Source organism: Steroidobacter cummioxidans (assembly GCF_003104955.1).
In genome coordinates this window covers 150753-171329 of the sequence record NZ_LSRW01000012.1, presented here as the reverse complement: position 1 = coordinate 171329, position 20577 = coordinate 150753, and the positions used below count along the sequence as shown (strand labels likewise).

Annotated in this window: 17 protein-coding genes and 1 tRNA gene; 14 read left to right on the top strand and 4 right to left on the bottom strand. The window is 62.5% G+C overall.

The features are described from left to right. Positions 1-27: 27 nt before the first annotated feature. The 8 genes from hflX (at position 28) to D0550_RS08000 (ending at position 8852) form a co-directional block, all read left to right on the top strand. Positions 28-1308: a ribosome rescue GTPase HflX gene (gene hflX / locus D0550_RS08035; RefSeq protein ID WP_116808729.1), complete on the top strand. Its 1281-nt coding sequence runs from the start codon at positions 28-30 to the stop codon at positions 1306-1308. Positions 1309-1431: 123 nt separating this feature from the next. Continuing rightward, positions 1432-2592, top strand: coding sequence for an FtsH protease activity modulator HflK (hflK, locus tag D0550_RS08030; RefSeq protein ID WP_116808594.1), 1161 nt, complete (start codon positions 1432-1434; stop codon positions 2590-2592). Further along, positions 2592-3464 carry a protease modulator HflC gene (gene hflC, locus D0550_RS08025; RefSeq protein ID WP_116808593.1) on the top strand — a complete coding sequence of 291 codons (873 nt, stop codon included), beginning with the start codon at positions 2592-2594 and terminating at the stop codon, positions 3462-3464. The genes hflK and hflC overlap by 1 nt, the downstream gene beginning before the upstream one ends. Before the next feature lie 4 nt (positions 3465-3468). Continuing rightward, positions 3469-3660 (top strand): DUF2065 domain-containing protein, encoded by a 192-nt coding sequence (locus tag D0550_RS08020; protein ID WP_116808592.1) that lies wholly within the window; start codon positions 3469-3471, stop codon positions 3658-3660. A 28-nt stretch (positions 3661-3688) separates the two neighbouring features. After that, complete coding sequence (locus D0550_RS08015) at positions 3689-4987, top strand: adenylosuccinate synthase (RefSeq protein WP_116808591.1); 1299 nt, start codon at positions 3689-3691, stop codon at positions 4985-4987. 175 nt (positions 4988-5162) lie between these two features. After that, positions 5163-6434, top strand: a complete 1272-nt coding sequence (locus D0550_RS08010; RefSeq protein ID WP_161965702.1) for a BON domain-containing protein — start codon at positions 5163-5165, stop codon at positions 6432-6434. Positions 6435-6489: 55 nt separating this feature from the next. Continuing rightward, positions 6490-6849, top strand: coding sequence for a four-helix bundle copper-binding protein (locus tag D0550_RS08005; protein ID WP_116808728.1), 360 nt, complete (start codon positions 6490-6492; stop codon positions 6847-6849). A gap of 119 nt (positions 6850-6968) precedes the next feature. Next, positions 6969-8852, top strand: coding sequence for an ABC transporter ATP-binding protein (locus D0550_RS08000; protein WP_116808589.1), 1884 nt, complete (start codon positions 6969-6971; stop codon positions 8850-8852). Here the strand turns inward: D0550_RS08000 and D0550_RS07995 are convergent. The 3 genes from D0550_RS07995 to D0550_RS07985 all read right to left on the bottom strand — a co-directional run bounded on the left by D0550_RS07995 (position 8838) and on the right by D0550_RS07985 (position 12993). Continuing rightward, positions 8838-10868: an amylo-alpha-1,6-glucosidase gene (locus tag D0550_RS07995; protein WP_116808588.1), complete on the bottom strand. Its 2031-nt coding sequence runs from the start codon at positions 10866-10868 to the stop codon at positions 8838-8840. The genes D0550_RS08000 and D0550_RS07995 overlap by 15 nt on opposite strands. Beyond that, positions 10865-12757 carry a malto-oligosyltrehalose trehalohydrolase gene (gene treZ, locus D0550_RS07990; RefSeq protein WP_116808587.1) on the bottom strand — a complete coding sequence of 631 codons (1893 nt, stop codon included), beginning with the start codon at positions 12755-12757 and terminating at the stop codon, positions 10865-10867. Before treZ ends, D0550_RS07995 begins: the two co-directional genes overlap by 4 nt. 151 nt (positions 12758-12908) lie before the next feature. Further along, positions 12909-12993: transfer RNA gene (locus tag D0550_RS07985), tRNA-Leu, on the bottom strand. 101 nt (positions 12994-13094) lie between these two features. Between D0550_RS07985 and rnr the strand changes: the two genes are divergently transcribed. Continuing rightward, positions 13095-15359: a ribonuclease R gene (gene rnr / locus D0550_RS07980; RefSeq protein ID WP_116808586.1), complete on the top strand. Its 2265-nt coding sequence runs from the start codon at positions 13095-13097 to the stop codon at positions 15357-15359. Next, positions 15356-16096, top strand: a complete 741-nt coding sequence (gene rlmB / locus D0550_RS07975; RefSeq protein ID WP_116808585.1) for a 23S rRNA (guanosine(2251)-2'-O)-methyltransferase RlmB — start codon at positions 15356-15358, stop codon at positions 16094-16096. The genes rnr and rlmB overlap by 4 nt, the downstream gene beginning before the upstream one ends. A 3-nt stretch (positions 16097-16099) precedes the next feature. Here rlmB and D0550_RS07970 read toward each other — a convergent pair whose 3' ends face one another. Next, positions 16100-18241, bottom strand: a complete 2142-nt coding sequence (locus D0550_RS07970) for a putative bifunctional diguanylate cyclase/phosphodiesterase (RefSeq protein WP_116808584.1) — start codon at positions 18239-18241, stop codon at positions 16100-16102. Positions 18242-18512: 271 nt separating this feature from the next. Between D0550_RS07970 and rpsF the strand changes: the two genes are divergently transcribed. The 4 genes from rpsF to rplI all read left to right on the top strand — a co-directional run bounded on the left by rpsF (position 18513) and on the right by rplI (position 20577). Continuing rightward, positions 18513-18893: a 30S ribosomal protein S6 gene (gene rpsF, locus D0550_RS07965; protein ID WP_116808583.1), complete on the top strand. Its 381-nt coding sequence runs from the start codon at positions 18513-18515 to the stop codon at positions 18891-18893. Between the two features lie 27 nt (positions 18894-18920). Continuing rightward, a complete protein-coding gene (gene rpsR, locus D0550_RS07960) occupies positions 18921-19145 on the top strand; it encodes a 30S ribosomal protein S18 (protein WP_116808582.1) in 225 nt (74 codons plus the stop codon). Between the two features lie 115 nt (positions 19146-19260). Next, positions 19261-20097: a hypothetical protein gene (locus D0550_RS07955; RefSeq protein ID WP_116808581.1), complete on the top strand. Its 837-nt coding sequence runs from the start codon at positions 19261-19263 to the stop codon at positions 20095-20097. A gap of 30 nt (positions 20098-20127) precedes the next feature. Beyond that, positions 20128-20577 carry a 50S ribosomal protein L9 gene (gene rplI / locus D0550_RS07950; protein ID WP_116808580.1) on the top strand — a complete coding sequence of 150 codons (450 nt, stop codon included), beginning with the start codon at positions 20128-20130 and terminating at the stop codon, positions 20575-20577.

Below are 20577 nucleotides of genomic sequence, written 5' to 3'. Positions count from 1 at the left end.
TGAGCTTGTCGATGTGGGAGTTCGTTGTTGTTTGAACGTCCTCGCAGCGGCGAACGTGCGCTCCTGGTCCGTATCGGGCTGGGAGGTCCTCCCGGTAAAGATGAGCTGAGTGAGTTCGAGGCGCTGGCACGTTCGGCCGGCGCCGAAGTCCTGGCAGTCATCACCGGCACTCGCAAGGTGCCGGATCCCCGCCTGTACATCGGCAGCGGCAAAGCCGAAGAGATTCGGGCCCGGGTGCGAGAGCTCGGCGCGGATCTGGCGGTATTCGATCACGCCTTGTCGCCCAGCCAGGAACGCAATCTCGAAGGGTTGTTGCAATGTCGGGTGCTGGATCGCACCGGACTGATCCTCGACATCTTCGCGCAACGTGCCCGCAGCTTCGAAGGTCAACTGCAGGTCGAGCTGGCGCAGCTCAAGCACATCGCCACCCGGCTGGTGCGAGGCTGGACCCACCTGGAGCGTCAAAAGGGCGGTATCGGTCTGCGCGGTCCCGGCGAAACTCAGCTGGAAACCGACCGTCGATTGCTGGCGGCCCGGATTCGCACCTTGAATGCGCGGCTGGACAAAGTGCTGACGCAGCGTGCGACCACGCGGCGCGAACGCAAGCGAGCGGAAATACCGACCGTTGCATTGGTGGGTTACACCAACGCCGGCAAGTCCACTCTATTTAATAGACTGACGGGCGCAGGCGCCTACGCAGCCGATCAATTGTTCGCCACGCTCGATCCGACAGTGCGTCGCCTGGAATTGCCGGATGCTCGCTTCACATTGCTGGCGGACACGGTTGGTTTCGTGCGCGATCTGCCCCATGAACTGGTGGCGGCGTTCCGTTCGACATTGCAGGAAGCGCGTGAGTCGACGCTCCTGCTGCATGTCATCGACGCGGCCGATCCGAATCGCAGCGAGCGCATTGCCCAGGTCAACCAGGTGTTGAGCGAAGTTGGTGCAGGCGACCTGCCGCAGATCGAGGTCTTCAACAAGGCCGACCTGATTGGCGAGACCGCGCATGTGGAGCGGGGCGAGAATGGGGCGACCCGTCGCGTCTGGCTATCGGCGCAGACCGGCGAGGGCACCCAGTTGCTGGTCGATGCCATCGGCGAATTTTTGGGACCGGAGCTGGTCCATCGTCATATCGTTCTGCAACCCGAGGAGGGACGGGCGCGGGCCCGGTTCTTCGCGGCCGGCGCAGTGCTTGCCGAACAGGCCTTGCCCAGTGGTGCGGTGGACCTCGAAGTGTCCATGCCCCGGCGGGCGTTCGAGCACCTTTGCCGATCCGAAGGGTTGCCGGAAGCTCTGGCGGATGGTTAAAAGCTTGTAACCTCCGGGGGCCATTCCTAAAATCGCCCGTTTCGGGTGCGGCGAGCCGAACTCGCCGGTCGATGTCGAACCTCCCAAACCCTTTAGCTCTCAGACACAAAGTCATCCAAAACCATGGCGTGGAACGAACCCGGCGGTAACTCCGGAGGCAAGCGCAACCCCTGGGGCGGCGGAAACAAGCCCGATCAGGGTCCGCCCGATCTGGACGAGGTCTTGCGCAACCTGCAGCGGCGACTGGCCGGCCTGTTTGGCGGCACAGGCGGCGGCAATCGCTCCGTAGGTGGGGCGGGGCCGGGCCGTGGCTTTGGCATCGGCACGATAATTGTCGTGCTGGCGGCCATCTGGGCCTTCAGCGGCCTGTACACGGTCGACGCCGCCGAGCGCGGGGTCATTCTGCGCTTCGGTAAGCACGTCGCGACCACCATGCCTGGCCTGCGCTGGCATCTGCCGTGGCCGATCGAGACCAAGCAGATCGTGAACATCCAGACCATCGAGAGCTTCGCCGAGCAGACGCGCATGCTGACCTCGGACGAGAACATGGTCGATATCAACATGGAAGTGCAGTTCCGTCGGGCCAACCCGCTGGACTATGCGTTCAACGTCAACCAGCCGGAGCAGACGCTGCGGGAAGTCAGCGAGAGTGCGATCCGCGAAGTCATCGGTCGCAGCAAGCTGGATGGCGTGCTCGAGAGCGGCCGTCAGGAAATCGTGGCCCGGACCAAAGAGCTGATCCAGCGCACGCTGGATGCCTACAAAGTCGGTCTGGAAGTCACCGCGGTCAACCTGCAGGACGTGAAGGTGCCGAACGAAGTGGCGCCGGCCCAGCAGGATGCGATCAAAGCGCGCGAAGACCGCGATCGTCTGTCGCTGGCCGCGCAAGCTTATTCAAATGACCTGATCCCTCGCGCCCGCGGTGCCGCGGTTCGCCAGGTGCAGGAAGCGCAAGCCTATCGCGCTCAGAAAGTCTCCAAGGCCGAGGGTGAAGCCAATCGCTTCACCGCATTGCTGTCCGAGTACGAGCGAGCGCCGGCGGTCACGCGCGAACGCTTGTATCTGGAAACGATCGAGAACGTGCTTGCGTCCAGCAAGAAGGTGGTGCTCGCCACTCAGAACGGCAGCGGCAACCTGATCTATCTCCCCATCGACAAGCTGCTCGAACAGAGCCGTCGCGTGCCCCGCGTGTCCACCAGCGAACCCAGCATGACTGTCGAGAGTCCCGATGGCAGTGACGCGACCAGCGTCTCTGGCGATCGTCGTACGCGAGGAACCCGCTAATGGCCGGCCGTGGATTTCTGATTCTCATCCTGGCGGCAGTGGTGGCCTTCGTGCTGGGCATGTCCGCCTTCACCGTGCGCGAGACCGAGCTGGCGATCAAGTTCCGGTTCGGTGAGATCGTGCGCTCCGATTACACGCCGGGTCTGCATTTCATGGTCCCGATGGTCAACAACATCCGCAAGTTCGAGCGTCGCATCGAGACCAAGAACTATCCGTCGGAGCAGTTCCTGACCAGCGAAGGCAAGATCCTGCGCATCGACTTCTACATCAAGTGGCGCATCTCCGACGTTTCCACCTACTACCAGGCGACTTCGGGCGGCGACCGGGAAATTGCTGCGGGCCGTCTCGGCAGTATCGTGAAGGACGGCATCAAGGGCGTGATCGCCCGCCGCACCATTCAGCAGGTGGTGGCGGCCGAGCGCGCCGAGTTCACCGGCGAAATCCTCAAGCTGGCCGAAGAGAGCACCAAGGGGCTCGGTCTGCAGCTGGTGGACGTACGCGTGAAGAAGATCGATCTGCCCGAGGAAGTGAGCGAATCGGTGTTCAGCCGCATGCGCCAGGACTTCGACCGCCAGGCCAAGCGGCTGCGCGCCGAGGGTGAGGAGAACGCCGAGAAGCTGCGCTCCGAAGCGGATCGTCAGCGCACCGAGATTCTTGCCGAAGCCTATCGCGAGTCGGAAATCATCAAGGGCGAGGGCGATGCGAAGTCGGCGGACATTTATGCGCGCGCCTACAATCGCAACGCCGAGTTCTATTCGTTCCATCGCAGCCTGCAGGCGTATCGGTTGGCCATCGGCACCGACAACGACGTGCTGGTGATTTCTCCGGACAGCGACTTCTTCAAGTACCTGAATCGAGCCAACAAGCGCTGATGCCGTGAACTGGTCGGACCTGTTCGCGGCGCTGGCGCTCTATCTGGTGCTGGAGGGCGTAATGCCGTTTCTCAGCCCGCAATCGGTGAAGCGCCTGTTACAGGCGCTGTCCAGTCTGCAGGACCGACAGCTGCGGTTGTTCGGTCTTGCAAGCATGAGTGCCGGCCTGGTGCTGCTGTTCTTCGTGCGCTCCTAGAATTCTTCCTTTAGACCCCGAGTCCGTAATGAGTAGCCATCGCAATGTTGTCGTCATCGGTGCCCAGTGGGGCGATGAAGGCAAGGGCAAGATCGTCGACCTGTTGACCAATCGCGTCGCGGGCGTGGTGCGATTCCAGGGCGGTCACAACGCCGGCCATACGCTGGTGATCAACGGCCGCAAGACCATTCTGCGGCTGATCCCCTCCGGCATCCTGCACGACAACGTCACCTGCTTCATCGGCAACGGTGTGGTGCTCTCGCCCAAGGCGTTGCTGGATGAAATCGCAGAGCTGCAGACCGCCGGCATCGATGTGCCGAAGAAGCTGCGCATCTCCGAAGCTTGTCCGTTGATCCTGCCGCATCACATCGCGCTGGATAAGGCGCGTGAAGAGGCGGCCGGCGCGGCCAAGATCGGCACCACCGGTCGTGGCATCGGTCCGGCGTATGAGGACAAGGTTGCTCGTCGCGCGATTCGCGTGCAGGACCTGTTCGCGCGCGAGCGCTTCGCCGCCAAGCTCGGCGAGGTGCTCGATTATCACAACTTCGTGTTGCGCAATTACTTCAAGGCGCCAGTCATCGACTTCCAGCAGACGCTCGATGAAGCGCTGGCGCTGGGCGAGCGGCTGCAGCCGATGGTCGCGGACGTGTCCGGCGAAGTGAACGCGCTGATCCGTGGCGGCAAGCGCCTGCTGTTCGAAGGTGCTCAGGCGGCATTGCTCGATATCGATCACGGCACGTATCCGTTCGTGACGTCGAGCAACTGTATCGCTGGTCAGGCGTGCGCCGGTGTAGGCGTCGGCCCGCAACAGTTGCACTACGTACTCGGTGTCGCCAAGGCGTATGCGACCCGCGTCGGCAGCGGCCCATTCCCGACCGAGATCGACGATGAAGTCGGCGAGCACTTGCGAGTGAAGGGCAACGAATACGGTTCGGTCACAGGTCGCCCGCGCCGCTGCGGCTGGTTCGACGCTGCGAGCTTGCGCCGTGCGGTGGAGATCAACGGCATCTCCGGCTTGTGCATCACCAAGCTCGACGTGCTCGACGGCCTCGACACGGTTCGCGTGGCGGTCGGTTACAAGGTGAAGGGCGAGCGTCGCGATCTGTTGCCGGTCGGTGCTGAAGCGCTGTCGATCTGTGCGCCGATTTACGAAGAGCACCCGGGTTGGAAAGAAAGCACGGCGGGCGTGAAGACGTTCGAGGAACTGCCGAAGAACGCGCAGGCGTATCTGCGTCGTCTCGAAGTGCTGGTCGGCGCGCCCATCTCCATTATCTCGACCGGTCCCGACCGGCTCGAGACCATCGTGTTGAAGCATCCCTTCGACTAAAGCCTCGAGCTAGCGCTGGTGCGTCGGCCAGCGCTCAATCTCTGTCAGTAAAGACTCGCGCGCGTGACTGATTTACGCGCGCGTTTTTGCGTGCGCGCGCCGCTCGGAACTCCCGATGTCTCGAAGAATTGATTCCGCACGCCAGTGATCAATTCCCGAGCTTGAGGAGATGCAAATGGCTTACAGCAATTACCGAAGTGACTGGAACCGGGATCGCGATGAGCGTGGGCGAATGCGCGGTCGCGATCGAGACCAGGACAGTCAGTATATGCAGAGCGACGACGATGACTCGCGGCTGGCTCGCGATTCGATGGAGCGGGATTACTACGGCAGCGAGTCGGGTGGCCGCGGGCGCGGCGGTTACGGGGGCGGGCGTAGTGAGCGTGAAGGAGGCTCGCGTTACAACCGCGGCTACGGGCAGGGCGACTATGACCAGGAATACGGTCAGCGAGAATCTGGACAGGGCGCGCGCTTCGGTCAGAGCGGTCGTTTCAGTGAGATGGGTTACGGACGCGGTCGTGAGTATTCAGGCGGCGGCCATGGCCACTACGGCAATGAAACGGGCGGTTGGCAAGGTCGCGAGGAAGAGCAATGGCGCAATCGCGACGTGCACGGCCAATACGATCGCGACGCCAACTACGGCGGCTTCAGCAGCAGCGGCACCGGCAGCTATCGCGGCTACGGCGGCAGCGGCGGCAGTTATCAAGGCGGTCAGGGCCGGTGGGGCGAAGGTGGCACGCAATACGGCCAGGGCAGCCAGGGCGATTACAACTATCGCGGCTATGAGCGCAGCCACTTCGGACAAGGCGGTTTCCAGGGGCGCGGCGGGTATCAGGGTCAGAGCTTCAATGAAGACCAGGGCCAATATGGCCAGCCCGGTCAGGGTAGTTGGAGACAGCGCATTGGCCAGTCGATGCGCAACTTCGGATCGGGACGCTCCAGCGGCGGCCGCTCGTATGGTGATTACCGAGGCAGCGAGAGCGGCGCCGGTGGCGATGAGTACGGCAGCCGCGGCGAGGGCATGGACCTGTACGGCTCGCAAGGTTCTCAGGGGCGGCAATGGGGTCAGGAAGAAGGCGGCCACCGTGGTCGCGGCCCACGCGGTTACAAACGTTCCGACGAGCGCATCAAGGAAGAGGTGTGCGATTGCCTGACGGACGATGAGCGACTGGACGCGACCAACATCGAGGTCATGGTCAAGGATGGCGAAGTGATCTTGAGCGGCTACGCGACCTCGCGCGAAGACAAACGTTGGGCCGAGGCGCTGGCCGAGCGCATCTCCGGCGTGAAAGAAGTGCAGAACAGTATTCGCTTGCAGGATCAGCAGCGCGGCCAGATGGGCAGTACTCAAGCCTCGATGCAGGGTGCCGGTGCGAGCGGCAGCGGCACCTCCGGAACCCGAGGCGGAGGCGACAACAAGGGCAGGGAATCCAACATTCAGCACTGAGGATGATGGTTGGGGCGCCGCTGGCGCCCCAACGTCCATGTGGAAGGAGCAGCTCATGAGTACGCACGCTGTCACCCCGGGCGAGCACCCAGCCACTGACATCAAACAATGCATCGAGGATTGCGAGCGGTGCTATCGCGTTTGTTTCAGCATGGCAATGAACCATTGCCTGGAGCAAGGCGGCCCACATGTCGAGCCCACGCATTTCCGCTTGATGACCATCTGCTCGCAGCTGTGTCGGTTGACCGCCGACGCCATGATTGCGAACTTTACGCTTCATGAGGAGCTGTGCCGGGCCTGCTCGCGGGTGTGCGCGGAATGCGCCGAGAGCTGTCGCAAGTTGGACGGCATGGAGGAATGTGTCGACGCATGCGAACACTGCTCGAAGAGCTGTGCCGCCATGTTGCGACATTGACGCTTCACGGGCCCCAATCTCAGCGAAAGCCTTAGGCGTGAAGCGTCGACTTCTGCACGGTTAGCTACATAGCCGCGGCCTAAAGTGCGCGCCTGGCACTTGAGGTTATGTAGCTACGCATGAGCGAATCATCTGTTTCGGTCATCCCGGCCGCAGCCGCCAAACGCGGCGGCGTGTTCTATCTCTACAAGCATCTTTGGCAAGAGTCGCGCGGCCGGCGTGCCCAGTTCCTGGGCGCCGTGGCTCTGCTGTTGACCGCGCAATGCGTGCTGCTGAGCGTGCCGTACTTCGCGGGTCGCGCTATCAACGTTTTGCAGGCGAACGGTGCAGAGGGCATCGGTCAGGCCGGCCTGTGGCTGTCGCTGGTCGTGGCTGCGACCGTGCTCAGCTGGATATTCCACGGCCCCGGCCGTTTCCTCGAGCGCAACGTTGCGCTGGAGATTCGCCGTCGCATTTCCGATGGCTTGATCCAGCGCCTGCTGTCGCTGCCGCTGTCGTGGCACGAAGCCAATCACTCTGGCGTCACCGCACATCGAGTGCAGCAGAGCAGCTCGGCGCTATCGTCGTTCGCCCAGAGTCAGTTCATTTATCTGAGCAGCGCGGTCCGGCTGGTCGGGCCCATCATCGCGTTGTGGCTGTTGCAGCCGTACGTCGGCATGAGCGCGATCGTGGGCTTCGTGCTCATTTGTGTGTCGGTCATCGGCTTCGATCGCGCCATGATTCGTCTCGCGCATCGCGAGAACGACGCCGAGCGCCGTTACTCCGCGGCCTTGCTCGACGCGCTGGGCAATATCACCAGCGTGTTCGCGCTCCGTCAGGCACGGGCCATCACGGGCTTGGTACAGCGTCGGCTCGAAGCCATTTTCGCGCCCATGCGTCGTTCCATCGTGCTGAACGAAGCCAAGTGGTGCACCGTCGATGTGTGCAGCAAGGTACTGAGTTGCAGCCTGGTGGCGCTGTTCGCCTGGCTGGCGGTGCGCAACGTCGACGCGAGCGTCGGCGAGAAGACCCTCATGCTCGGTAGCCTGTTCATGGTATGGGAATACGCGTCGCAGGCCGGTGGCGTGATCTCCACCTTTGCGTCGAACTTCCAGAACTTCGCGCGCCAGCATGCTGACTACGCCAGCGCCGATCCGATCCGCGAGGCGACGGTCAAAACCGCCGATGCGACCAGTGCCGAGCTGTTACGGCCCTCGTCGGCCGAGCCGGAGCACTACACCGTCCACGATCTGATGTTCAGCCATCCCGGTGTGCGCAACGAGCGACCGACGCTCAATGGCGTCTCGCTGTCCCTTCAGCAGGGTCGCCGTTATGCATTGATCGGTGGCAGCGGCTCGGGCAAGAGCACATTGCTTCGTGTGTTGGCGGGCTTGTACGAGGCGGATCGCGTCGCTATCGACCGTCGCAACGGTCCAGCTATCGTTACGCCGTCCGCCGCCGCTCAAATGCTGAAAGCGAACGTTACTTTGGTGCCGCAGGACGCTGAGGTTCTCGAAGGCACGCTCGCGGAGAACCTGGGGCTGTGCGCGACGCATGCCGGCGCGCCGACAGATGCCCAGTATGCGGACGCGATGAACGTTGCCTGCGTCAGCGACTTCATCTCCAATGACGCGAATGGCTTGGGCACCGCGGTCGTCGAACGTGGCGCGAACTGGTCTGGCGGTCAACGCGCGCGAATCGCGCTTGCCCGAGGCATTCTCGCGGCGGCTGATAGCAACTTGGTGTTGTTCGATGAGCCCACCGCAGCCCTGGACTCGCGGACCGAAGCGCGCGTCTATGACAACATCTTCGCGGCGTTGCCGAACTCGTGCATCGTGTCGTCGATCCATCGCCTGCATCTGCTCGACCGCTTCGACGAAGTGATCGTGATGCATGAGGGACGCGTCGTCGCTCAAGGGCCCGCCGCATTGCTCGCGGCGACCTCGCCCGACTTTCGTCAGCTGCTGGCGATGTATCGTCAGGAAGATGGCGGGCAGCAGAAGTCGGAATCAGCGGCTGCTTGAGCCACCGGGCCTGGTTTTCAACCAGGCCCGCAATACTTCGGCCACGCTCCAGGCCTGCGCCATGCAGCCGCCTGGAGCGAACGGCTCCTCGGCATCGAAGATCTCGCTGATGCTACCGACGCCGGCGTCATAAAGATGGCCGGGGAATTCTTCCAACAATGCCCGCGCGCCGACCGGATCCGGGTACACGCGTAAATAAGCATCGATGTAATGGCCGATGAGCCAGGGCCACACTGTTCCCTGGTGGTAAGCCGCGTCCCGCTCGCGCAGGTTGCCTCGATAATGCGATTTGTAGTCCGAGTGCTCGGTGCTCAACGTGCGCAGACCGTAAGCAGTCAGCAGCTTGTCCCGCACGACATCGACGACTTGTTTCCAATGGCGCTGGTACAGCACCGGATGCTGCAGGGAGATCGCGAAGATCTGGTTGGGACGAATCGTGTCCTCGTTGCCGTCCGGGCCGTCGATGACATCATACAAACAGCCGCGCTGCTCGTTCCAGAAGCGCTGATTGAACGAATCGCGCACTTGGGCTGCGAGGTTCTGGTATTGATCGTGCGGCTGACGCAGCTCGGCGGCCCAATGCGCCATCAGTTGCAGCGCGTTGTGCCATAGCGCTTGCACCTCCACTGGCTTGCCGCGCCGAGGGGTGACCACCCAGCCATCGACCTTGGCGTCCATCCACGTCAATTGATAGCCGTCGGCCGCGGCCGAAATCAGGCCGTCCTTCGGATCGACATGGATGTTGAAGCGCGTGCCGTCGATATGATGCTGGATGATGGACTGGAGCACCGGGAACAGATTTTTTACCAGCGCACGATCTGCCGTCCTGTCCAGGTATCGTGAGATTGCGTGGAAATACCAAAGTGTCGCATCCACGGTGTTGTACAGCGCCTCCCGACCGCCCTCGGGAAACAGATTCGGCAGCAGCCCATCCTTCACGTAGTGCGAGAACGTGCTGAGAATCGCGCCCGCTTCGCGATAGCGGCCGGTGCATAGCGTGAGTCCGTCGAGACTGATCATGGTGTCGCGGCCCCAATCGCCGAACCAGTGATAGCCTGCATAGACGCTGCGTAACTCGCCGCCGCCGGCCTGTGCGAGCACGCTTTCTTCCAGGCGGCTGCCCGGCAGCACGATGAATTGATCGGCGGCCATCGCCAGCTGTTCGGCGACCGGATCGTCCTGCAAGGCCGGCGCGAGACTCAACAGATGGTCCAGGCGTCGACGTTCCGCATCGAAGACCGCCGGCGCATCGAACTCCAGCTGTTCCCAGGCATGCACCGAGGCGACGAACACGGCCGGATGATTGGGCCGCACGCTGGCCAGCAGATAGCCGGGACTGAACGCGCTCTCGAATTCGGGATCGCCGCGGTCGCGCTCGATGCGATACACGAAGTTGGTTTCATCGCGCTCCTCGGTCACGAAGGCGGTGGGGCCGGGGCGCAAACCAAAGCGCAGCACGATGTCGGAATCGACGTGTCGCACCTCGTGTCGGCCGCGGCGGACTTCCAGCATGAAGGAACCGGGTTCTGCGCGCGGCGACTCGTCGTGCCGTCGAAAAGAAACATACGGTCGGACATGCAGCTCCAGTGCTTCACCTTGCAGCAGGCGATACTGCACGCACACTGTGTTCTGGTTGTGGACCATGCTGACGGATTTTTCGAACACCACGCCCTCATGCTCGAAGGTCCACACGGCGATGCGGTGATCCAGGCGGAACTCTTTCAGGAACAAGTGCAGCTCGCCTTCGACGCGCTCCTCGTACTCCGCGCCGCCCAGATGCATCTGGCGATTGTTGATCATGACCCACTCGTCGCAGCGGGAGATGAGAATGTGCCGGCCTTTGGGGGAAGCCAGATTGGGCACGAACAAGCCGTGATATTTACGCGCCGGAATGCCGGCCAATGTGCCCGAGGCGTAGCCGCCCAGCCCGTTGGTCACCAACCACTCGCGGTTGCGCAGAAACTCAGGATCGCTCTCGCTGTTCCAGCTCAATACGATCTGTCGATCGCGAATCATGCGGGTACCTCGGCAATGATGATGCGTGGCGCAGCCAACAACAGCACGGCACACTGCGCCTGAATGCGCCAGGGGCCACATCCGTGTTCGGCGACCGGCGCGAATGCACCCAAGCCTCCGTATTCGGGCGATTCACTGTTCCAGAACATTTGCCAGTCACTGCCGCGGGGTGGCGCGAGCAACGGCTCCGCGATCGGTCCGCCATCCAGCTCGCTGTCCAGATTCACGATCAGCAGACGATCGCCATGCTCGGCATCGAACCAGCGCAATACGAAGCTGTGCTCGCTCAGGGTTGCGCCATCGATACTGGCGCGATCCTGACGTGAGATCACCGGATCGTCCCTGCGCAAACGTAACAAGTCGCGATGCAGGCTCAGCATGTCTGAATTACGTGCGCACTCGGTCCAGTCGAGCTTGGAGTCTAGGAAAGTGCGCTCTGCACCGGGATCCGGAATCAACGCCTGCAACCTCGGATCCGCGTAGGCGCGAAACTGGCCGACGAATTCACGCCGGCCGGCGTGTACCTGGCGCGCAAGCTTTTCAGCATGGTCGGCGAAGAACGTAAATGTGGTCGATGCGCCGAACTCCTGTCCCATGAATAACAGCGGCGTCTGCGGAGCAAGCAGTGTGACGGCGGCCAAGGCACGATAGCGCGCGGCTGCGCAGACCGAATGAATGCGTACCCCCGCGGCGGTGTTTCCAACCTGGTCGTGGTTCTGCAGAAAGATCACGCAGGCTGCGGCTTCACGATCGTGCAGCGGCGTACCACGGCATAGTTTCTGCCACGAGTACCACTGACCCTGATAAAGAAACCCTCGGCGCACACACGACAGGAATTCCTGCGCGCGTCCGGTGTAGTCGTGAAAGTAACCATCGCGACTGCCGGTCAACGCCACACGCGCGCTGTGGTGGAAGTCGTCGTTCCACATTGCGTCCATGCCAAAGCCGCCGGCATTCACGGGCAGCAAGTGTTCGCTGTGCTGAGGCTCGTTTTCTGCAATGAAGATGATGCGTCGCGGCTGCGCCAGCGCGCGAGCGCGCTGGGTCAGTTCGGCGAGCAGGTGCGTCTTGCTGGCGTCGAAAATGGATTGCGTGGCGTCGAGCCGAAAGCCATCCAGATGAAACTCGCGGATCCAGTAACACGCATTGCCGATGAGGAATTCGCGAGCGCCGGCGCTGTGTTCCTCGTCCAGATTGAACGGCGCGCCCCAGTCGGTACGATGGCGCTGGCTGAAATAATGCGGACTGAAGCAGGGTAGATAGTTGCCGTCCGGCCCGACATGGTTGTAGACGACGTCGAGAATGACGGCCAGGTCGAGCGCATGTGCGCGATCGATGAAACGTTTGAACGCTTCGTGATCGCCATACATATGATAGGGCGCGTAGATCTGCACGCCGTCATAGCCCCAGTTCCAGCGGCCAGGACATTCGGCGACCGGCATGACTTCCAATACCGTGACGCCGAGGTCGCGCAGGTACTCGAGTTTTTCCGCGGCCGCATCGAATGTTCCTTCGAGCGTGAATGTGCCGACGTGTAATTCGTAGATGATCTGCCGTTCGATCCCGACGCCGCGCCACTGCGTATCCGTCCATGGGAACGAGCTCGGGTCGACCAGCATCGATGGTCCATGCACGCCCTGCGGCTGAAATCGGGAGCAGGGATCGGGCCAGGGACCGGCATCGTCCACTTTGTACTTATATAGCCGGGCAGATGTAGTCGCGGCGCCCGAAAAATAACCGCCGTCTTCGCGCGTGAGTGTCAGCGGCTTGTAATTTGCGTCTGCGAACACCACATCGACGCGGCGTGCGTCGGGTGCCCAGACGCGAAAGCGTGCGGCACCATCCGAGCATACTGCGCCTAACAGTTCAGGATGCGGAGACGGCGACATGCGGACCCTTCAAGCGAAGGTGAAGACGACAGTGCTGAGCACATGAAGTCAAACACTGGGCCGCCGGCCGGGTTCCGTCACTGTGAGGCAGCGTTACCGCTAATGCGGTACTATCACTGCCTTCATGTTTGTTCTTCTAAGCAGTGAGAGATGGTGCCCAGGAGAGGACTCGAACCTCCACGGATTGCTCCACTGATACCTGAAACCAGCGCGTCTACCAGTTCCGCCACCTGGGCAAGGAAGGGAACGCGGGGCATGCCCCGCAAGAGGCGCGCAATGTACCGACGACGTTTAGGGCTGTCAATGACGAGCCCACGTTTTTCCCTTGTGAATCCTTATGAAGCTAAGAAAAAAAACTCGTAAAGCCAAAAAGACCTCGACTCGCCCGGCCGCCCGGACCGGCGCCCCCTCCCGACCCCGGGTTTCCCGGGACCTGCCGGGCATTCCCCAGGTGCTGCAGGCCGCCGGCCGGCCGCTGGATTTCGACGAACTGGCCCAGCGCGCCCAGCGCAATGGCGCCTCGGCCCGTAAACGCCTGACCAAGGAGCTCGAGGAGCTGCTGCAGTCGGGCACCATCATCCGCAACCGGCGCGATGAGTACTGCTTGCGCGAGCGGCTGTCGCTCATCGTCGGCACCGTCAGCGCCCACAAGGACGGCCACGGTTTCCTGATGCCGGACGATCGTTCGGCGCCGATCTACCTCGCGCCACGACAAATGCTCGAGACCATGCATGGCGACCGTGCCGCCGTGCGCGTCAGCGGCACCGATCATCGCGGTCGTCCCGAAGGCTCCATCGTCGAAGTGATCGAGCGCAATACGCGCGAGATCGTCGGGCGGCTGTACGACGAATCCGGCATCTGCTTCGTGGTGCCGGACAACCCTCGCATCGGCCACAAGATCCTGGTGCCTCGCCAGCATCTGGGCGCTGCGCGACCGGGCCAGGTCGTGTTGGTCAAGCTGATCGAGCAACCCTCGAAGACGGCGCAGCCGCTGGGGCACATCACTCGTGTGCTCGGCGAGCATGCAGCGCCGGGCATGGAGACCGACATCGCGATTCACTCGCACGGGTTGCCGTTCGAGTTTCCCCCGGAAGTGATCGCGGAAGCCGAAGGGTTCGGCAGCTCGGTGTCGGCGGCGTCCAAGCGCGGTCGTGAAGATCTGCGTGAGCTGCCGCTGGTGACGATCGACGGTGAAGACGCCCGCGATTTCGACGACGCGGTGTACTGCGAACCGTTGCGTGGGGGCAGCTGGCGATTGCTCGTTGCGATCGCGGACGTCGCCAGTTACGTCGCACCGAACTCGGCGCTGGATCGTGAAGCGACCTTGCGCGGCACGTCCGTTTACTTTCCGAACCGCGTGCTGCCCATGCTGCCCGAAGCACTGTCGAACGGGTTGTGCTCGCTCAATCCCAATGTCGATCGATTGTGCATGGTCTGCGAGATGCGCGTGACTGCCGAAGGCAAAGTCACTCGTGCGCAGTTTTTCGAAGGGTTGATGCGCTCGGCCGCTCGGTTGACGTACACGAAGGTTGCCGCCTATCTCGCCAATCCCGCAGCGACTCATGCACCGGAAGTGACCGCGCTCGGCGCGCAGCTCAATGCCCTCTACGGGGTGTTCAAGGCGCTGCACCGTGCCCGCTCCAGGCGTGGCGCGCTCGATTTCGATGCGCCGGAGCTGAAGGTGCAGTTCGACTCACAAGGTCGGATCGCATCATTCGTGGAAGCCTCCCGGAACGATGCGCATCGCTTGATCGAGGAGTGCATGATCGCTGCGAACGTGCAGGCAGCGCGCTTTCTCAAGAAACATCGCATTCCGACGCTGTTCCGAGTACATGGTCAGCCCGAGGCGGATCGGCTCGAACAACTGCGCCAGTTCCTGCAGGGCTTCAACATTCATCTGCCGACCGATCGCGACATCGAGCCGACCGATCTGAGCGAGGTGTTGCAGCGGGCCGTCGGTCACGAAGAGGCGCATCTGATCCAGACGGTCGTGATCCGCTCCATGCCGCAGGCCGTGTATCAGCCGGAGAACATCGGTCACTTCGGCCTGGCGCTGACCGAGTACGCGCACTTTACGTCGCCGATTCGCCGCTATCCCGACTTGATGGTCCATCGTGGCATCCGACACGTCCTGCGAGGCGGCAACGCCGAGACGTTCCCATGGACCGCCGGCATGGTCGCGACGTTGGGCCAATCGTGCTCCTACACCGAGCGACGTGCCGACGAGGCAACTCGTGATGCGATGTCCTGGCTCAAGTGCGAATTCATGCGCGACAAGATCGGCGAGGAATTCGACACGCTGGTCACTGGCGTGGTCGATTTCGGCCTGTTCGTGCAGATCAAGGGAATGCAAATCGACGGACTGGTGCATGTGAGCGCGCTGGGCGCCGATTACTTCTCGCGCGACAAGTCAGGCTATCGCATGGTCGGTGCGCGCAGCGGGCGCATCTTCCGGTTGGGCGATCATTTGCGCGTGCGACTGATCAATGTGGTCATCGACGAACGTAAAATCGACTTCGAGCTGGCCGAGGCGGGCGGCGGTCAACGCATGGTGCGCGGACCGTGGCAACGCCGACGCAACCAGCCCCGAGGAAGACGATGAGCGAATCCACCACCATTTTCGGGCTGCATGCGGTGCGCACCCTGTTGCAGCAACGGCCCGAGCGTGCAGCCGTCCTGATCCTGCAAAAGGGCAGGGACGATGCGCGCATCGCCGAGCTGATGAAGCTGGCTCAGGCCAAAGGAATCAAGACCGAGCTGCGCGATAGCAAGGAGCTGGATCGACTGGCCGGCGATGAGCGTCATCAAGGCGCGTGCCTGCAGATCCGCAGCGTCGGTGTGTTGGGCGAGGGCGCGCTCGATGACGTGCTCGACTCGGTGGCGACTCCGCCGCTGCTGTTGGTGCTGGACGGCGTGCAGGATCCTCACAATCTCGGCGCTTGTTTACGTACTGCCGACGCGGCTGGCGTTACTGCTGTGATCGTGCCGAAGGATCGCGCCGCTGGCCTGTCGGCGACGGTTCGCAAAGTTGCGTCGGGTGCGGCTGAGACGGTCCCGTTGATTCAAGTCACGAATCTCGCGCGTACCTTGCGCTGGTTGAAGGAACGGGACATTTGGATCGTCGGCACCGACGATCAGGCGACGCACTCGCTGTATGCGAGCAAGCTCACCGGTCCGCTCGCGGTCGTGTTGGGAGCCGAAGGCACGGGCCTGCGTCGTCTGACGCGAGAGAACTGCGACGCGCTGGTCAGCATTCCGATGCGCGGCGTCGTGGAAAGTTTGAACGTCTCCGTCGCGACCGGCGTCTTGCTGTACGAAGCCGTGCGTCAGCGTCAGTAGCCCTCAGGTCGCCGACTTACGTGCCTTCACCGGCACGTACAGGCGGCTCATGGTCGCCAGCGGATCGAACTTGGCACCGGTCTTGGCTCGCATCATTTCGGCGAACGCTTCGGGCGTCATGGCCGGGCTGCAGAAGAATCCCTGATATTGATCGCAGCCGAGCGAGCGCAGGAATTCCAGCTGCTGCTCGGTCTCGACGCCTTCCGCGATCACTTTCAAGCGCAGGCTGTGTGCCAGCGAAATGATCGCGTGCACGATGGCCGCGTCCTCGGGATTGGCGACCACATCCTTGATGAAGGTGCGATCGATCTTGAGTTTGTCGAGCGGGAAGCGACGCAGATAGTTCAGGCTGGAGTAGCCGGTGCCGAAGTCGTCGATGGAGATGTGCACGCCGAGACGGCTCAGCTGTTCGAGAATCTCGGCGGACGCGGCGGCGTTGTGCATGACCGCGCTCTCGGTCAGCTCGATCTCCAGATACGTCGGTTCGAGATTGGAATTCTCCAGTGCCGACTTCACGACGCTGACCAGATTCTTCTGCCGGAACTGCTGTGCCGACATATTGATGGCGACGCGCACCGGCGCCATGCCGTTGACCTGCCACTGACGCGCTTGCCGGCAAGCTTCACGCAGCACCCATTCGCCGATCTGCAGAATGAGGCCCGTCTCCTCGGCGAGCGGAATGAAATCGCCCGGCGGCACCAGTCCGCGCTCCGGATGGCGCCAACGGATCAGCGCTTCAGTGCTGCTGATACGACCGCTCGTGACATCCACCTTCGGCTGGTAGTGCAGCTCCAGCTCGCCCTTGACGAGCGCGCGGCGCAGTCCGTTCTCCAGCTCCAGGCGCTGCTGTGCGAAGGCATTCATCGACGGCGTGAAGAACGAATAGGTGTTGCCGCCGACTTTCTTCGAGTGATACATCGCTGCATCGGCCGCGACCACCAGTTCCTCGGCGCGCGCGCCATCGCTCGGATAGATGCTGATGCCGATGCTGGGCGCGGTGTGAATGTCCACCGACAAAATATGAAAGGGCTTGGCGAAGCAAGCGATCAGGCGCTGCGCCAGGATCTCGATATCGGCCTGACCGTTGACCTCATCGGCGATGAACACGAACTCGTCGCCGCCGGTGCGCGCCAACGTATCGCTCTTGCGCAAGGTGCCGCGCAGCCGATTGGCAACCTCTTTCAACAACTCATCGCCGCCGTGATGGCCGAGCGAGTCGTTAATCATTTTGAAGCGATCCAGATCCATGACCAGCACGGCCACGCGACCTTCGCGACGCTCGGCATAGGAAATCGCCTGCGCCAGGCGGTCGTCGAGCAACAGACGATTGGGCAACTCGGTGAGCGAATCATGGGTCGCCAGATGACGCAGGCGGGCATTGGCATCTTCCAGCGCGACTGCATGCTGACGCGAGCGTGATTCGAGATGCGCGTCGTACATCAGCAGAATCATCGTGATCAGCAGCACGCCCAGTGCGCCACAGCCGATCAGCAAGCCGAGCCAGCCGCTGCTGTGCCCCGTAGCACCGATGCAGTACGAGCCCGGTGCGAACTGCGATGCGAACATGCCGGTGTAGTGCATGCCCGCGATGGCCGTGCCCATCACCAGCGAAGCGGCTGCCCGTTGCAGGAAGATGCGCCACGAGGCGCCGCCGCGCAGGCGAAAGAACAGCCACAGCGCCGCGAACGACGCCACGATGGCGATGACAATGGAAAGGATCAGCAGCTTCGGTTCATAAGTAATGAAGGGCACGATGCGGATCGCGCCCATGCCCGAGTAGTGCATGGCTGCAATGCCCAGCCCCATGAGCACCGCGGCGCCGGCCAGGCGACCGAGACCGCTTTGTTTCTGGCTCGCGATGCTGAGCGCGAAGCCGGAGACGAGCATGGCCACGAGCAACGACGCCAGCGTCTTGCCAATGTCGTAAGAAAGCGGAATGGGCAGGGTGAACGCGAGCATGCCGATGAAGTGCATGGACCAGATGCCCACGCCCATGGCGAACGCGCCACCAGCGAGCCACATGCGCACGTACTTGCGATGCGCAGTCGCCACGCGCGAAGCGAGGTTCAGGGCGGTGTACGACACGCAGACGGCTACCACGAACGACAGCGTCACGAGCCACGGATTGTATGAGCCGTTCACTATGTAAAGTCCTGGACGGAGACCACCGTCGCCGGCTGTAACGGCCGGTGCCGATTTGTCTTGACGCAGTCCAGCATGGATTCAGTGCCGGGCTGGGGGCCTGCTTCAGGGAAAGCATTAGTTGGCAACCCTTACATTTGCTTCGGACCGGGCACTCGGCTAGTATCCGCGGCCCTGTTGCGCCCGACCGGCTTTTGCCAGGGCGGACAGTTTCTTCAACTCCTTGTCGCATTTGGCTTCTCGATCCAAGGCGGCATACCCATAAGGAGCAGCAATGCGACACTACGAGATCGTTTTTCTGGTGCACCCTGACCAGAGTGAACAGGTTCCGGCGATGCTGGAACGCTACAAGACCATGATCGGGGCCGGTAACGGCACCGTGCATCGCCTCGAGGACTGGGGCCGTCGGCAACTCACGTTCCCGATCGCCAAGGTCCACAAAGCCCACTACGTGCTGATGAACATCGAGGTCGACGGCAAGACGCTGGCCGAGCTCACCGGCGCGTTCCGCTTCAGCGATGCAGTGCTGCGTCACCTGGTCATCAAGATGGACAAGGCCGTCACCGAGCCCTCGCCGATGGCGAAGGGCGACGAAGAGCGCGACGAGCGCTTCTCGCGTGACGACGAGGAAGAAGGCGCTCCCGCCTCGACCTGATCTATCGCTCACTCTTAGAGGTTCACCATGTCCCGCTTTTTCCGCCGTCGCAAGTTCTGCCGCTTTACCGCCGAAGGCATCGAGCAGATCGATTACAAGGATCTCGGCATCCTGAAGAGCTACATCACCGAGACTGGCAAGATCGTGCCGAGCCGCATCACCGGCACCAAGTCGCACTATCAGCGTCAGTTGGCCGTGGCCGTGAAGCGCGCCCGTTTCCTGGCGCTGCTGCCGTACACCGATCAGCACTGAGAAATTTCGGGTCCCATGCCCCGCGCCCTAAGCAAAGGGGCGGGGTAGATACATGCACCGTGCAATTGCTGTCTGGTTAACAGGGCATCCGTGGCGCGCCGTCTTTGCGAGCGCCATGAGTGGAGCGCTTGCCCCGCAGCTGCCGCTGCCCTTCCTGGTGATTGCCGGTGCCATTGCCGTGCTGGTGGCGCTGCGCTTCGAGCTGCGCTACGCCGTCGGCATGGCATTTACCGCCGGCGCGGCGGCCAGCTGGGTGGTGCTGTCGGTAGCCCGACCCGGGGGCTGGCTGTTTTTCGCGATCGGCCTGCTGTTTTTCGGCCCGATGCTGTTGGGCTGGTTGATGAGGCGCTCCGGCTCGCTGAACCTGGCGTTCCAGGTCACCCTGCTGAGCATGGCGCTGCTGCTGATCGTGCTGTTCGCGGTCCTGCCCGATCCGGTCGGCATGTGGCGCGAGCAGATCGAGCTGGTTTGGGCCTCGATGGCGAAGGCCGGTCTGCAGATCGAAGGCGATCGCGACGTAATCATCGCTGCCTGGTCGCGCACCATGTGGGGCGCGCTGGCTGCTCTGGCGCTGGCCACGGTGTTCGGCGCGACGTTGCTGGGCCGATGGTGGCAGTCGCTGCTGGACACGCCGGGCTCGTTTGGTGTCGAGTACCGGCAGTTGCGCCTCGGGCGCGCGCTGGGAATCGCAACCACGGTGCTGTTCATCGTGGCGTTGCTGACCGACTCGGCACTGGTGGCTTCACTGGCCTGGGTGGCGTTTGCCGCGCTGGCTTTTCAGGGGCTCGCGGCCGCCCATCGCAGCAAGGCGGTCGGCCGGCTGGATCGCGGCTGGCTGGTGGCGATCTATGTATTGCTGATCGTGCTGCCGGTGACCTCGATCGTGGTTTTCATGCTCGCGATCTGGGGCTTTGCGGATAATTGGCTGCGTCCACGGACGCAGAACGTTTAACTGACGCCTCTTTTAGTTGAGGATAGGCTGATGGAAATCATTCTGATTCAGAAGGTTGCCAACCTCGGCAACATCGGTGACAAGGTCAAGGTCAAGTCCGGCTACGGCCGCAACTACCTGCTGCCGCAAGGCAAGGCCACGCTGGCCACGCCGGAGAACGTCGCCAAGTTCGAAGCCCGTCGCGCCGAGTTCGAAAAGGCTGCGAAGGAAGAGCTGGCCAGCGCCCAGGCGCGTGCCGCCAAGCTCGAAGGCTTCAAGCTGTCGCTGTCGGCCAAGGCCGGTGGCGAAGGCAAGCTGTTCGGCTCGGTGGGCAACAGCGACATCGTCGAAGCGCTGAAGAAGGCTGGCCACACGGTCGAGCGCGCCGAAGTGCGTATGCCGAACGGCCCGATCCGTCAGGCTGGCGAGCACGTCGTGCAGCTGCACCTGCACACTGACGTCAATGTCGATCTGCCGGTCGTGATCATCGGCGAAGAATAA